General features: G+C 65.7%; 14 protein-coding genes. 4 read left to right on the top strand and 10 right to left on the bottom strand.

The window, feature by feature from the left end; translation table 11 throughout:
- Positions 1–616 (bottom strand): hypothetical protein (locus tag I2E26_RS09085; RefSeq protein WP_229056449.1); only part of this gene is annotated, 616 nt, incomplete at its 3' end.
- Between the two features lie 169 nt (positions 617–785).
- On the opposite strand from I2E26_RS09085, the gene I2E26_RS05695 reads away from it, so the two are divergent.
- Positions 786–1,595 (top strand): YaaA family protein, encoded by an 810-nt coding sequence (locus tag I2E26_RS05695; protein ID WP_195419953.1) that lies wholly within the window; start codon positions 786–788, stop codon positions 1,593–1,595.
- A 302-nt stretch (positions 1,596–1,897) separates the two neighbouring features.
- On the opposite strand, the gene I2E26_RS05690 is transcribed toward I2E26_RS05695, so the two are convergent.
- Entirely contained in the window at positions 1,898–2,911 is a 1,014-nt protein-coding gene (locus I2E26_RS05690; RefSeq protein WP_195419952.1) for a sugar-transfer associated ATP-grasp domain-containing protein, read from the bottom strand.
- Between the two features lie 170 nt (positions 2,912–3,081).
- On the bottom strand, positions 3,082–3,999 hold the full coding sequence (locus I2E26_RS05685; protein ID WP_195419951.1) for a TIGR02452 family protein: 918 nt from the start codon (positions 3,997–3,999) through the stop codon (positions 3,082–3,084).
- 209 nt (positions 4,000–4,208) lie between these two features.
- Between I2E26_RS05685 and I2E26_RS05680 the strand changes: the two genes are divergently transcribed.
- Positions 4,209–5,027, top strand: coding sequence for a biotin--[acetyl-CoA-carboxylase] ligase (locus I2E26_RS05680; RefSeq protein WP_195419950.1), 819 nt, complete (start codon positions 4,209–4,211; stop codon positions 5,025–5,027).
- Between the two features lie 155 nt (positions 5,028–5,182).
- Entirely contained in the window at positions 5,183–6,772 is a 1,590-nt protein-coding gene (pckA, locus tag I2E26_RS05675; protein ID WP_195419949.1) for a phosphoenolpyruvate carboxykinase (ATP), read from the top strand.
- A gap of 222 nt (positions 6,773–6,994) precedes the next feature.
- On the opposite strand, the gene I2E26_RS05670 is transcribed toward pckA, so the two are convergent.
- From I2E26_RS05670 to tgt, 7 genes are all read right to left on the bottom strand, one after another.
- Positions 6,995–8,389, bottom strand: coding sequence for an oxaloacetate decarboxylase subunit alpha (locus tag I2E26_RS05670; protein ID WP_195419948.1), 1,395 nt, complete (start codon positions 8,387–8,389; stop codon positions 6,995–6,997).
- A 45-nt stretch (positions 8,390–8,434) separates the two neighbouring features.
- The gene (locus tag I2E26_RS05665; protein WP_187231581.1) at positions 8,435–8,575 is read right to left on the bottom strand and encodes an OadG-related small transporter subunit; all 141 of its coding nucleotides are present in this window, start codon (positions 8,573–8,575) and stop codon (positions 8,435–8,437) included.
- A gap of 20 nt (positions 8,576–8,595) precedes the next feature.
- A complete protein-coding gene (locus tag I2E26_RS05660) occupies positions 8,596–9,711 on the bottom strand; it encodes a sodium ion-translocating decarboxylase subunit beta (RefSeq protein ID WP_195419947.1) in 1,116 nt (371 codons plus the stop codon).
- Between the two features lie 66 nt (positions 9,712–9,777).
- Entirely contained in the window at positions 9,778–10,182 is a 405-nt protein-coding gene (locus I2E26_RS05655; protein WP_195419946.1) for an acetyl-CoA carboxylase biotin carboxyl carrier protein subunit, read from the bottom strand.
- Positions 10,172–10,552, bottom strand: coding sequence for a hypothetical protein (locus I2E26_RS05650; protein WP_195419945.1), 381 nt, complete (start codon positions 10,550–10,552; stop codon positions 10,172–10,174). The genes I2E26_RS05655 and I2E26_RS05650 overlap by 11 nt, the downstream gene beginning before the upstream one ends.
- A gap of 232 nt (positions 10,553–10,784) precedes the next feature.
- The gene (locus tag I2E26_RS05645) at positions 10,785–11,591 is read right to left on the bottom strand and encodes an AIM24 family protein (RefSeq protein WP_147587947.1); all 807 of its coding nucleotides are present in this window, start codon (positions 11,589–11,591) and stop codon (positions 10,785–10,787) included.
- 117 nt (positions 11,592–11,708) lie between these two features.
- Positions 11,709–12,848 (bottom strand): tRNA guanosine(34) transglycosylase Tgt, encoded by a 1,140-nt coding sequence (gene tgt / locus I2E26_RS05640; RefSeq protein ID WP_147587946.1) that lies wholly within the window; start codon positions 12,846–12,848, stop codon positions 11,709–11,711.
- A gap of 255 nt (positions 12,849–13,103) precedes the next feature.
- On the opposite strand from tgt, the gene I2E26_RS05635 reads away from it, so the two are divergent.
- On the top strand, positions 13,104–14,666 hold the full coding sequence (locus tag I2E26_RS05635; RefSeq protein WP_195419944.1) for a hypothetical protein: 1,563 nt from the start codon (positions 13,104–13,106) through the stop codon (positions 14,664–14,666).
- Positions 14,667–14,843: the final 177 nt, after the last annotated feature.

Below are 14,843 nucleotides of genomic sequence, written 5' to 3'. Positions count from 1 at the left end.
CCTCGAACGGCGACCGAGCGCATCCGAAGTAATCCTGCGTAGCGCGCAGGAGTCGCAAGCCCCCTCGAGCACCCTGGTTGCACGCGGCAAACCGTGCAACGCCATCCACGTCGATGCACGCAGGGCGCTGCCAAAGATCGGTCAAACGGCCCGCGCTGTCCAACACCGGTCGCCAACCCTCGCTGCCATGCCATCCCCTCCCCACGAGGACCTGCAACTCGTCGCGCACGCACCCGGGCAATTCGCACACCGTAAAGCCTCCGCATACTTCGTGCAGCAGCATGCACAGATGAATCTGCGAGACGAATGGCGCGAGCTGCAAAAGCGCGAAAGCCGGCGTGGCGCAGGACGCATAGGGGCCGCATTCCTCAATGGCGCCAACGGGAATATCGCCACCCCACAGGTGCATCTTCGCGTGCTTGAGACTCCAGCGGTCCGCGCGGGAGCGCACCATAACGTGGACGGGTCGTCCGATAAGATCGACGGCGGACTGATCGACCCTCGACGGACGATGCAGGAGATGCTCCCGATCGAAGCGCGCCGCCAGATCCCCGCGGAGAAACGGAGGAATGCGGTACATGCGCAAAGCCGATATGCCCCAAAACACGATATCCATGATTCGACCGTACCAGCGCATCCGGCGGGCATCGTGCAATTCCAAGAAATCCGGCCGATGCGCCAACAGCTGGATGCGTGCAATCCAACAAAGCTGTTAGCGGTTACAATTTCGGCAGATACACATCCCGCAGTTCCCGAAAACCCTCGAATCAGAATCGGAGCATCCCGTGATACAAGCCATCATCTCGCCCGCGAAGCAGATGAACGTGGACGGCGATGCCTTCGCCCCGCGCGGCATCCCGCCGTTCCCGCGAGAGACCGCGCGCATCGTCGACGAGCTACGAGCCGTCGAGCAGAACGAGGGCGCCGAGGGCCTGCAGCGCCTCTGGGCCGTGAGCGACAAGCTGCTGGCTGAAAACGTCGAGCGCCTGCACGATTTCCACCCCGTCGCGGACGCGCGCGAACTCGACGACGCCGAGACCTCTCGGCGCGTCGGCCCCGCCGTCTTCTCGTATACGGGCATCCAATACCGCAGCATGGCGGCGCACGTGCTGGGCGATGACGCGCTCGAATGGCTACAGGAGCACCTATGGATCCTCAGCGCACTCTACGGCTGCGTGCGCCCCTTCGACGCCGTTCAACCCTACCGGCTTGAGATGGGCGCCAAACTCGCCATCGACGACGCGCGCAACCTCTACGCCTTCTGGGGCCGGCGCCTGGCGGAACGCATCTGCGCCAGCGACGGCACCGAGGTCGTCAACCTGGCGAGCGCCGAGTACTCCAAAGCGGTGCTCCCCTGCATCTCAGCAGAAACACCAGTAGCTACCTGCGTGTTCTCGAGCAGCTTGCGAAACGGCAAGCCGGTGCAGAAATCAACCGAAAGCAAGACCGCGCGCGGATCCATGGTGCGCTGGATGGCCGAGACGGGCGCCGGGTGCCTCGAGGACCTCAAGCGCTTCGACGTCGGGTTCGCCTTCGATCCCGCACTCTCGCACGAGGGCGGAACGCGCGCCACGTACGTGTTCATGAAGCGCTAGCCGGCGGTCGCGCACGGGCACGTTCGACCGACGCGCACCCCGTCCGACCCTGCACGCAGACGGCCGCCACGCACTCGCGCGCCCCGATCACCTCGCTCGGCCATCGAGCCGGCGGCGGCCCGCGGGCACGTTCGCACTCGCGCGCCCCGTCCGACCCCGTGATCGCCCGCTCGCAACCGGCAATCGGCCCGCACGCCGCCTCCACCGCTCGTCTTGCGGCCATCAAAACGAAAAGGCGCCCGCGCATCGCGTTACCACGATGCGCGGGCGCCCCCTACTCGCACGCGGAGCCGCCAGCCTGGCTACAGCCCCTTGATATAGCGCTGGAGCTGCGGCTTGAAACCGATCTTGTCCGGCGCCTGCGAGGGCATCTGCGGGAAGGCGTCATGGCCGGGCATGTTGTTCGCCTCGATGAGCAGCGGCCCGTCTTCGGTGATAGCGACATCCCATCCCAGATAGCCCATCTGCGGCACCTTATGGGCGGCCGCGCAGCACATGGCGATGGACTCGTTCCACAGCGGGATCTGGTACCCCGTAAGCACGGTGCCCGTACGGGGATGCGCCTCGTATACGCGGAATTGCTTGTCGCACGCGGGACCGGCGATCTTGCCCGTCTCCATATCGACCGGCGAGTACATGCCGCCCGCATTGATGTTATCGACCGGACGGTCGCTGTTGCCCATGCGGATGCACGCGTACACGGCGTTGGCCTCGCCGTCCGCAAGCACCGTGTAGACGCGGATGGTATTGACGGAGCCGGGATTGATGCGCGCCATATCGGGATGCTGGACCACCACGTCCTCGATAAGGTCGGCATCGGCGCGCTTCAGATAATCGTACATCGCGTCGACCGTCTCGAAATCGGCCCGCGCGAGCTTCTCCACGCCCACGCCGCACGAGGCGTCGCGGGGCTTCGCGATGATCTGCTCGCGCGCCTCCAGGAAGGCGCACGCCTCGTCCTTGGTAGCGGCGCCGAAGTCGAGCCAGTCGCGGTGCAGGTACTCGGCGAAGGCGGTATAGAACTCGTTCTTGTTATCGAAGATATGGTAGTACGCAGGGTCGTTGAGCATGCTCACGATCGTGTTGTTCACACCGCGGGTCACAAACGTCGCACGCTGCGCCTCGGTCATGGTTTCGAACTCAAGCAGCAGGTAATCCTTGTAGCCCGCCCCGTACTTGAAGCCGCACTTCACGATATCGAAGAACAGGCCCACGCGGTTCTTGCCGCTGCGCCTATGCACCTCGCCGACCGTTTCGAACAGCGCGCCGTAATCCATATGCGCGATGCACCGTACGATATAGCCCAGACGGCCCATGCCCGCCCCCGTTTCATTCGAGCCGCTTGCGCGCGGCCATGGTTTCCATGCGATGCGCCTATCTTACGCCCATTCGACACCGGCGCATCCCGCCTGCGGCCCTCCCTAAAAAAAGAGCACCCCGAAGGGTGCTCGCTGAGGGCGGGCGGCGCGGGCCTCCTGCGCGTGCGCTACAGGTACTTGCGCCAGTCGTCGTCTTCCTCTTCCTCGCTCACGGCGGGCTTCTCCTCTACGGGCGCCGGTGCATACGGGGCGTCGACGGCCTCGGGGAACGCGGCGAACACGTGGGCGAACTGAGCGAAATTCTCATCGAAGCGCGTGCGCGGCACCGCCACGAAGACCTCCTTGGCACGATGCGCGCCGCTCGCCAGCTCGGCGCGCATCATCTCGGCCACCTCCACGGCCTCCCAACCGAAAACGCCGCAGCCGAATGCGCCCAGCACAAGCTTCTCGCGGCCCGCGGCGTCGGCGAGCGCCAGGGCGAAGCGGATGCGGTCGCGCATCGCATCGCGCAGGACATCGTCCTTCACACCGTACTCCTCGCGCGCGCGACGGGCGTTCGGCGCCGCCACCACGAGCACGTCGGCGTACGCATGGATCTTGTCGCGCGTGAAGCGCACGGCGGGCGCCACCATGCCGCGATTCTTATACAGATTGCAGTTGATATGGCGACGACGGTTCTCGCCATACCAGCCACCCTGGCTCTTGAGCACGTTATACAGGAACGATTCGGCACACAGGGCCTCCTCCTGCGCCATGGAGCCGCGCGCGTAGCCGCCGCCCGGCGTGGTGAACGAAGCGAAATCGAGCACGGCCATATCGCAGAACTGGGCGCGCCCGCGGCCGTTCTCCAAGATCGTCGCCACGCTGTCCTGGTCGACCACGCTCACGGACGGTACGCAGCCCTCGGCGTCCACCGCGGGCGAGGCATCGTAGACCGCAAGGCCGGCGATGCAGCGCTCGATCTCCTTGGCGTAAGCGTCTGCCATCTTCTTGGTGTGGAGCTCGGCCTCCCGGGCGCGCTCGTTCTTGCGGTCGCCTCGACGCTCCGTACGGTCGGAGCCCCGGCAATTACGGTCATATGCCATGAGTACGTTCCTCCTTGTCACAAGGCGCCGTATGGCGCACGTTCTCCATGGTACCCGATTCGCAGAACGCCCGAACGCCGCACGCGGGCGAGCGCGTCGAATCGCACGGCGGGGCGCATCGGCCGTCGGCGCCTCTCGCGCCGGGCGCCGCGCGAGCGCGGTGAAACGGGAGTACAATGCCCCTCGCAACCCGGGTTCAAGGAGGATACATGGACGCCAGCGCATACGATCGAAGCGACCTCATCGTTTTAGACGAGGTGGGGTCCACCAATATCGAGCTGCTCGAACGCGCCGCCGCCGGTGCAGGTCACGGAACGGCGCTGCGCGCACGCGTCCAGACCTCGGGCCGAGGGCGCCGCGCCCATAGCTGGGCCTCGCCGGACGGCGGCCTCTACCTCTCCATCCTGCTGCGCGCGCCCATTCCCGCGCGCGTGCTGCCCGGACTGCCCGTCGCATGCGGCCTGGGCGTCCTGCGCGCGCTCGAGGAGGCGGGCGCGAGCGGGCTCTCGCTCAAATGGCCCAACGACATCGTGTCCGCAGACGGCAAGCTCGGCGGCATCCTCGTGGAGGCGCGGGCGAATTCATCCGAGACCATCGCCGTATGCGGCATCGGCATCAATTACCACGCGCCGCGCCGCATCGAACGCGTCGACGGCGCCCTGCCCGTCTCGAGCCTGGATGACTGCCTGCGCGCCTCCCCCCTCCCCGGCCACGATGACCTCGCGCGGTCCATCCGCGCGCGCGTGCTCGAGACCACGGACGACTGGCGCGGCGCAATCGAGCAGGCGGATGCGGATGCCGCGCCCCTCACCGGCATCGTCGACGCCTACAACGAGCGCCTCGCCTATCGCGGCCGATGCGTGCGCGCCGTATCGCCCGACGGCGCCACCATCGCCACGGGCACCTTTACCGGAGTCGACCTCGGGGGATGCGCCCGGTTGCTCACAGCCGCCGGCAAGATGGCCTCCTTCGACTCCGTGGACGCTTCGCTGCGCCCAGTCGACGCGCAGGCGTTTACCACACTGTAAGCATAATGACAAGAAGAACGGTCTCATTCGCCGTTTCCCTATAAACCTATCGCTTTGACCGATTTGTTATGCGCTGCAGGCACTTCGCTTTGGCATAGTGGAGCCCATGCGAATGCAAGGTGCATTACATACCTTCGAATAAGGAGTGGTAGGTCATGATTGGAACCGTTCTTCAGGATCTTGGTATCACCGCAGACCGGGAGCGCGTGCATGTTGACTGGTGCCCGGCCCAGCTCATCGCGCACGCCGTAAGCACAGGTGAGGGCGTCCTCACCGCATCCGGCTCCCTCATGGTCGAAACCGGCAAGTACACCGGCCGCTCCCCCCAGAACCGCTATATCGTCGATGCTCCCGTGGCACACGAAAACGTGAACTGGGACAGCCCGCAGAACCGTCCGATCGATGTCGAGACCTACGAGCGCCTCTACGGCAACGTAGCCGCCCACCTGTCCGAGCGCGAGCTCTTCGTCGTTCGCGCCTACGCCGGCGCCGACCGCGCCTACGCGCGCAAGGTCATCGTGATCTGCGAGCGCGCCAGCCAGGCCCTCTTCATCAGCCAGCTGCTCGTGCGGCCCACGGCGGACGAGCTCGAAAACTTCGGCCGCCCCGACATCGTGGTATTCGCCGCGCCCGACTACACCACCACCAAGGAGGCCGACGGCGTCGACGGCGACGCGGCCGTCATGCTCAACTTCGACGCCAAGACCATCATCGTGGCGGGCACCGGCTACTCCGGCGAGATCAAGAAGGGCATCTTCACCACGATGAGCTACCTGCTCCCCGTGGAGGACGGCGTGCTCTCCATGCACTGCTCCGCCAACGTCGACCCCGTCACCGGCAAGACCGCGGTGCTCTTCGGCCTCTCCGGCACCGGTAAGACGACGCTCTCCGCCGACCCCGACCGCCGCCTCATCGGCGATGACGAGCACGGCTGGAGCCCGCGCGGCATCTTCAACATCGAGGGAGGCTGCTACGCCAAGTGCATCGACCTTACCCGCGAGCGCGAGCCCGAGATCTACGACGCCATCAAGTTCGGCTGCCTCACCGAGAACCTCGTCCTCGATCCGGCCACCCATGAGCCCGATTACGCAGACGGCTCCATCACGGAGAACACCCGCGCTGGCTACCCGCTGTCCCACATCGCCAGCGCCGTCGAGCCCAGCGTGGGCGAGACCCCCAGCGTCATCCTGTTCCTCACCGCCGACGCCTACGGCGTGCTGCCGCCGATCTCGCGCCTCGACCGCACCGAGGCCATGTTCCACTTCCTCACCGGCTACACCTCCAAGGTGGCCGGCACCGAGGTGGGCATCGTGGAGCCGCAGCCCACGTTCTCCGCGCTCTTCGGCGAGCCCTTCATGCCGCTCGACCACATGGTCTACGCCTATCTGCTCGGCGAGAAGATCGCGCGTCATAACACCCGCGTCTACCTGGTGAACACCGGGTGGACGGGCGGCCCCTACGGCACCGGCCACCGCATCGCCCTCTCGCACACGCGCGCCCTCGTTCGCGCCGCCATGGACGGCTCGCTCGATTACGCCGGCTATCGCCACGACGACGTGTTCGACGTCGACGTCCCGCGCGAGTGCCTGGGCGTCCCCTCCGACCTGCTGGAGCCCCGCAAGACCTGGGACGACCCCGAGGCCTACGACGAGGCCGCAGCCAAGCTCGTCGCGCTCTTCAAGGAGAACTTCGAGAAGCGCTATCCCGGCACCTCGCTCGAGGACCTCACCTCGCTGAAGCGCTAGCGCCACACGCAGCCCATCCTCCTTACGCCCCGTCGGAAGCATCCCTTCCGGCGGGGTTTTCACTGCCCCGCGGCCGCCGGCAAGCACGCTCCAGCGCCCGCGCGGCATGCGAGCGCCCCCTCGCCGGCAGGCTTCACGCCATGCGGCGACGGAGGCGCGCTCGCGGATGCGCACGAAAACGCCCCGCCCGGCCAGAGGCCGAAGACGGGGCGAAGCGAACGGCTAATCGACTTCGATGGATACGGTCACTTCCTGCACGGGCACATCGTAGAACGGGTCCTCGCGACGACCCAGGAAGTCGCGCGCCTGCTCGGGAAAGAGCGCATAGGACAGCACGTCTTCCTCGGAGCGGGCGTACTGCGAGATCTCCTCGCGCAGCCGCGGCATGGCCGGCTCGATCAGATCGGCGGGCCGGCAGGTCACCACCTCGTCATCGCCGATGATCGCGGACCGAATATCGTCGGCGATCGGCACGGGCGGACGTCCATACATACCGTGCACGTAGTCGCGGATCTCGGACGGCACGATCTTGTAGCGCTCGCCCGACACGACGTTCATCATGGCCTGCGTGCCCACCATCTGGGACAGCGGCGTGACCAGCGGCGGATAGCCCAAGTCGGCGCGGACGCGCGGCACTTCGGCAAGCACGTCGGCGTAGCGGTCCTCGATGCGCATCTCCTTGAGCTGGTTGAGCAGATTGGACAGCATGCCGCCCGGAACCTTATACAGCAGGGCCTTGGGATCGACGCCCAGCACCTTGGGGTTGAGCACGCCATCCTCCAGGAAGCGGTCGCGTACCGGCAGCAGCGCCGCGGCAACCGACTCCATGGGAGCCAGGTCGAGCCCCGTGTCGTACCCGAGCCCCTCCAACGCGATGGCCATGGACTCCGAGCACGGCTGGCTCGTTCCCTCGGCAAAAGGCGATAGGCAGGTGTCGATGATGTCGGCCCCGGCCTCGACGGACTTGAGCAGCGTCATCTGGGCGATGCCGGCCGTACCGTGCGTGTGCACCTGCAAGGGCACGTTCGTGGCCGCCTTGATCTTGGAGACCAGCTCGAACGCCACGTCGGGCGTGAGGACGCCGGCCATATCCTTGATGCAGATGGAATTCGCGCCCGCGCGCTCCATCTCGCATGCCAGGTCCACGAAGTACTCGACCGTGTGCACCTCGCTGGTGGTATAGCAGATAGCCGCCTGGACCTCGCCGCCCGCCTCCTTGGCCGCGCGGATCGAGGTGACCAGGTTGCGGGTATCGTTGAGCGCATCGAACACGCGCACCACGTCGATGCCGTTCTCCACCGCCTTCTTCACCAGCGATTCCACGACGTCGTCGGCGTAGTTGTGATATCCCAGCAGGTTCTGGCCGCGCAGCAGCATCTGCAGCTTCGCGTGCTTCACGTGCGCGCGAATGGTGCGCAGCCGCTCCCACGGGTCCTCGTTCAAAAAGCGCAAGCACGCGTCGAACGTTGCGCCGCCCCACACTTCGAGCGACTCATAGCCGCAGGCATCGAGCTGTTCCAGAATCGGAACCATGTCCTCGATGGGCATGCGCGTGGCGATCTGGCTCTGCTGCCCATCACGCAGCACGGTCTCCATAAAACGAATCGTGCGTCCCATACGGCGAACCGCACCTCCCTTATTCTCGCAATCGGATCGCTGTTCCTAGTCGTCCTTCCTCGGCGGGAAGAGCTTGCACAAACCCAGCGACACGAGATAGATGATGATCATGACGACGAAGATGCCACCCCAGCCCAGGCCGAGGATCTCGATGCCCTTCTCAAGGGCGTTCATATCGATTGACATCGAATCTCACGCTTCCTTTCTTAGAGCAGCAGGCCCAGCACCAAGCCGCCTGCGACCACCGATGCGATCTGACCGGCCACGTTGGCACCCGCCGCCTGCATGAGGATGAAGTTGCCCGGGTCCTCTTCCGTCGCCATCTTCTGGATCACACGCGAGCTCATGGGGAACGCGGAGATGCCCGCCGCGCCCACCATGGGGTTGATCTTCTCCTTGCGGAACAGGTTGAGGAACTTGGCGAACATCACGCCGCCGACCGAGTCCATCACGAAGCCGAGCAGGCCCAGCCCCATGACGAGCAAGGTATCGAACTGCAGGAAGTCGGTGTAGACCATCTTCACCGACACGCACAGGCCCAGCAGGATGGAGATAAGGTTGACCAGCTCGTTTTGTGCGGAGACCGACAGGCGGTCGAGCACGCCGCACTCGCGCAGCAGGTTGCCGAACATGAGGAAGCCCACGAGCGGCAGCGAGACGGGCGCGATGAGGCCGGCAACCACGCAGATGATGATCGGGAAGAGGATCTTCGCCGTCTTGGAGACCTCGCCGGGACGATAGGTCATGCGGATCTGGCGCTCCTTCTTGGTGGTGACCGCCTTGATGGCGATCGGCTGGATGATGGGCACGAGGGCCATGTACGAATAGGCCGCGACCATGATGGCGCCCATGTACTTCGAACCCAGCGAGTTTGCCACGAAGATCGATGTGGGCCCGTCCGCCGCGGCGATGATGCCGATCGACGCCGCGTCCGCGATATGGAAGCCGAGCAAGGCCGCCACGATTATCACGAAGAAGATGCCGAACTGCGCGGCGGCGCCGAACAGCAGCAGGAACGGGTTGGCCAGCAGCGGGCCGAAGTCGATCATGGCGCCGATGCCGATGAACAGCAGCAGCGGGAACAGCTCGGTCTCGATGCCCGCATCGAACAGCACCCGGAACGGACCGGCGGCGCCATCGATGGACAGCACGCCGGAACCGGGGATGTTCACCAGGATGGTGCCAAGACCCATAGGGACGAGCAACGTGGGCTCGTACTCCTTCTTGATGCCCAGATACATAAGGATGCAGCCGATGAGCATCATCACGATGCGCCCGGGTTCGGCGCCCAGGGCTTGTACGCCTTCAATCAAAGTTTCCAATGGAACCACGCCTCTTTTCTGAGTGGCCACGCAAAAAACGGCGCTCCCGCGCCGCCGATGCCTGGCCTAGCTCAAACTGAACAGCTCGTCGCCGGGATTCACCATGTCGCCCTTCGCGACCGCGATGGAGGCGATGACGCCGTCCTGATCGGCAACGACCTGGTTCTCCATCTTCATGGCCTCGAGCACCATGATGGGCTGGTTGGCCTTCACGGCATCGCCCACGGCGACCTTGATATCCAGGATGGTGCCCGGCATGGGCGCGCTCTGCACATGGGCGCCAGCGGGCGCGGGCGCGGCAGCGGGCGCGGGCGCCGGGGCGGCAGCGGGCGCCGGGGCGGCGGCGGGCGCCGAGGCCGCAGCGGGCGCCGGGGCGGCGGCGTCCGCCGGCGTCTGCACGGGGGCGCCAACCTCCTCCATCTCGACCAGATACTGGGTACCATCGATAGAAATCTTGAATTTACGCAGCATGTTCGCTTCCCCTCTCCATCTGCTTGTAAATCTTCTTCACCTTGAACGAGCTCATCTCGTACGCCCCCGCGGCAATGGCCGTGGCGACGCATGCGACGCGACGATGCTCATCGTTCGCGATGCTCACCCGGCGCACGACCATCGTGCTTTCCGGCCGGTCGCCCGCCGCGATGGCAGACGCCACCACGCATGCGGCAGCATGGTCCTTCGGATCGACCTCGACAAAGGGCGGTACCTCCACCCATGAGCCCGCCGAGCATCCGAACGTCTCCGGCTCTTCAGCACGCGCGCCCGCACGAGCAGCGCTCGCTTCGGCAGGTACGTCGTCGGTGCGACGAAAACGCTCGCGCAGCCATGAGCACAATCCCATATCTCGCAACCCTCCCCTTCCTCAAGCAATCGCAGAGCTGCAATGGCTATATTTCCAATATGTTGATTGTATAGAGGATTGCAGTTTTTTCTGAGGTGAAGCGGCGCCGCATCGGTCAGCGGTTCTCGCTTGACAGGTGCGGGCAAAGCGCTAGATGGCAAAGCGCCGCGGACCCCCGACGGGACCCGCGGCGCTCGCCTGCACGCGCTCTTCGGCTCTTTCCGCATCGACGCTACGACGTAGCCTCGGGTGCATAGGTGTTGAAGTACGTGGCCGCCTGCATCGGGGCCATCATCACGCGGCCGGTACCGCGATACACGTTCACCAGGCCCTCGCCCGATGCCGCGGAGCCGATCAGGCTCTTGCCCGAACGCTCGACGGTGAAATCGAGCCCGGCGGTCCAAGCGAGCGCGTAGTTGCCATCGACCCGCAGCTCATCGTTGTGCAGGTCGACGTAGACCACTTCCGCCTCGGGGCACGGCGACTCCAAGACCGCCACCCCCGCGCCGTCCAATCTCAAGCTGAACAGGCCCTCGTTGCCTGCGACCGCCGACGACAGGTTGGAACGGCGCTGCAGCGAATGCTTGATCGTTGCATCGCACGCCAGGAACAGCCCGTCGTTGAGCACGAGCGAGCCGCCCCACTTCGACAGGTCGACCAACAGCAGGTGCTGCCAGGTGGGCTCGCACACCAGCTTGCCCGTACCGGTGTATTCGGGCTTGATCACGGAATCCTGGCTCACCGCCCCGCGGAACATCTTGCCCATCAGGTCGCCGGCGCCCTTCACGCCCGTGTTCGCCGTAACCGAGCCGACCGTCCACTGCATGGCGCCCGCCTGGAGCGTCACGCCCGTCTTGCCGTCGAGGTCGGCCACGAGCTGACGGCGACGCACGTCCATCTGCGCGGCGAACCAAGCGGTCGCGGCGCTGGAGGGCATCACGGAAAGGTCGCGGTCCCACTGGACCACCTTGAACTGCCCCGCGCGCGCGATAACGCGCACGTCGTCGTTGTCTTCGAAGTTGTAAACGGTAAACGCCATGGGTGGCCATCCTCTCGGCTCGCACGTGACGGACATTGCGGCCATGGTAGACGAGCGCCGTGCGGGCGAGCGCGACAAGGCGCCGTCGGACAAAACGTCATCGGCGAACGGCGCGCCTTAGTAGTCGTTGGCGCCGGCGCTCGCCATCCACTCGTCGCGGAACTCGGCGTAGCGACCCTCGATGATCGCCTGGCGGGCACGGCGCATGAGGTCGAGCAAGAAGTAGATGTTGTGCTGCGACAGCAGGATGCCGCCGAGCATCTCCTTCTGGGTGACCATGTGCCGGATGAGCGCGCGGCTGTAGCCCCCCGTGCACACCGGGCAGGTGCACTTCTCGTCGATGGGGCCCGCGTCGTGCGCGAAGCGGGCGTTGCGGAAGTTCAAACGGCCCTCGCTCGAGAACGCGGTACCCATGCGGCCGGTGCGCGTGGGCAGCACGCAGTCGAACATGTCGACGCCCATGCCGACGGCGCGGACGAGCGTGGTGGGGTTGCCCACGCCCATGAGGTAGCGCGGCTTGGTGCGCGGCATATGCTCGGAAACGAGCGGCTCGAGCGACTCGAACATGGTCTCGTGGTCCTCGCCAACCGAGTAGCCGCCGATGCCGTAGCCCGGGAAGTCTCCGCACTCCTCGAGGTGCTTGAGCGAGCGCAGGCGCAGGTCCAGGTGCATGCCGCCCTGGACGATGCCGAAGAGCGCCTGGTCGTCGCGGGTATGCGCCTTATAGCAGCGCTCCGCCCACATGCTGGAGAGCTCGACGGCGCGCTCGACGTACTTGCGCGTGGCCGGATAGCCCGGGCACTGGTCGAGCTGCATGCAGATGTCGCTGCCCAGCTTCATGGCAATCTCCATGTTGTCCTCGGGCGTCCAGAAGACATGGGATCCGTCGTAGTCGGTGGCGATGAAGCGCACGCCCTCGTCGGTGAGCTTGACCGCGTCGTTATGGCTGAACACCTGGAATCCGCCCGAGTCCGTCAGGATGGGTCCGTGCCAGTTCATGAAGGCGTGCAGGCCGCCCATCTCCTGGACCAGGTCCGCGCCGGGACGCATGGCGAGGTGATAGGTGTTGGCGAGGACGATCTGGGCGCCCAGGTCCTTGACCGTCTCGGTGGGGATGCCCTTGACGTTCGCCTTGGTGCCGACCGGCATGAAGATCGGGGTCTCGATATCGCCGTGCGGCGTGTGCAGGATGCCCGCTCGCGCATGCGTCTTGGGGTCCTCGGCAACTATATCGTAGGTAAACAGCTTTTGGTCCATAGCGTCTTTCGTATACCTTCCTGCACGCGCCCGCCCGGCCGCCCATGTGCGGCATCCGACGAACGCGTAGCTCACTGCCCTGCTGGATTATTGTAAGGTCACGCGCACACCGTAGCGGGAGCGCATCAATTCTTCCGATTTGTTTCGGTCATTCGCCAGCCGTGCACGCGGGCGTCATCGCGGGCATGTAACATACAGGAATGAACGACACGCGCCGCGCCTCCCCGCCGCGGCGATTTGGATAGGAGCAAGCGCATGGACGAGAAGCACGATACCGTCGAAGGCCACGACGAGACCGCCGTCGATGCCGCGGCAAACAAGTCCGCGGACGTCCCCGGCGATTCCAGCGTACACACCGCACTCGACGATGCATCCGACGCGACGTCCGACAACGACGCCGCGGGCGATGGGGACTCGGGCCAGACCCTTACCCCCACGTTCCTGACCCGAGAGGAATACGAGAAAGTCGGTGACGACCCCGCTCCGCTGCCCCGCGGCTTCGAGGTCATCGACGGCGGAACGAGCTCCTGGCCCGCATCGGCCTCGTTCAAGGCAGAAGACGCCGCGGCGCCCGGCGCACCGGAGTCCGCGTTCGAGCCCGTTCGCGAGACCGCCGACGGCTCCGATGACGACTCGTCCACCGCGGATAACGCCGACGACGGTCCGAGCGCCGCTCAGGTCGTAGGTTCGTTCATCAGCGAGGGCGTCGGCGCCGTACGCGAGGTCAACGCCGCCAAGCGCGCCCATGCATCGGCCCGCGAGCACCTCGACTACCTCCAGCGAACCATCGAGGACCAGCAGGAGGAACTCGCCCATCGCCGCGACATCATCTCGCGCTACGAGCTCATCATGGATGAACAGACCTCCCGGCAAGACGAGGCGCACACGCGCGTCGCCACCGCCCAGCAGCAGCAAGATGCCGCCCGCGCCCGCATCGAAGAGCTTAAAGAGCAGCTCCAGCGCATGCGCGACGACGATACCCAAGTCGAGAAGCGCCTGAAGGCCGCCGTGGAATCCGCCGAGGCGCGCGAGTCCTCCTCGCGCGAAGCCGGAGCGCGCATGCAGCGTCGCCTCGACGACGCCAAGCGCGCCCTGCAGGTCGCGCTCTCCGAAGAGGAGACGGCCATCGCCGCAGCCGAGCACGCCGTGAAGAGCGCAGCGGCCCGCCTCGATGCGCTCAACGAAGAGAAGCGCGAGCTGGAGCGCAACCCATCCGCCAACACCGCGGCCTATTCCGTCCGGTCCGGTGAGCTCGAGCTCGATATCTCCGACGCCTGCGCCCAGCTGCGCGACGCCGAGAACGCCCTGCCAACAACCAGGGACGAGGTCGAACGCAGCGTCTCGCTCGCCCGCGCTGCGGTAGCCGAGGCCCAAGAGCCCATCGAAGCCGCCAAGCGCGCCCATGAAGCGGTAACCAACGAAGCAGACGAAGCGCGCGATGCACTCGACAGCGCAAAGAACGAGGCGGCCGAGCGCCAGCGAGCACTTCGCGACCACATCGCCGAGCAGGAGAAGGAAGTGAAGAAGCTCGACCGCCTCATCGATGACGCGCGGGCCGAGGCGAACGAGGCGCAGGCGGTCATGGACGAGGCCACCGAGATCCGCAACCATCCCGAGGTCATCGAATCGCTGGCCATCGACCTCGAGCGCAACCTCGCCGAGGGGCGCGAGCAAGCGCAGGAGGTCGAGCAGCTCGCCGCAACCGAGCGCGACGTTCGAGAGCGCACGCGCTCCTCGCGCCTGCGCTTCCTGGGCGCGCTCGGCATCGTTTTGATCGCTGTACTTATTGGTATCACGCTGTGGTTTGCGCTGGGCTAACGTCGAAACCGCACTACCCCTCGCTGTTGTAATGCGCCCGGGCCCGCACGCCCGGGCGCATTCGTTATCAAGGAGGATCTCGTGATATCGGAACGCATGCTCACCGGCGTCATAAAGACGCTGGCAAAACACGAGCTCGCACTCGAACCGACAACCGAAGCGCGGCTGCCCGCGCCT

It is taken from the genome of Collinsella sp. D33t1_170424_A12, assembly GCF_015554865.1.
GTDB lineage: Bacteria > Actinomycetota > Coriobacteriia > Coriobacteriales > Coriobacteriaceae > Collinsella.
Note: the sequence above shows the minus strand (reverse complement) of the source record. Positions and strands in the feature narration are given on the sequence as shown.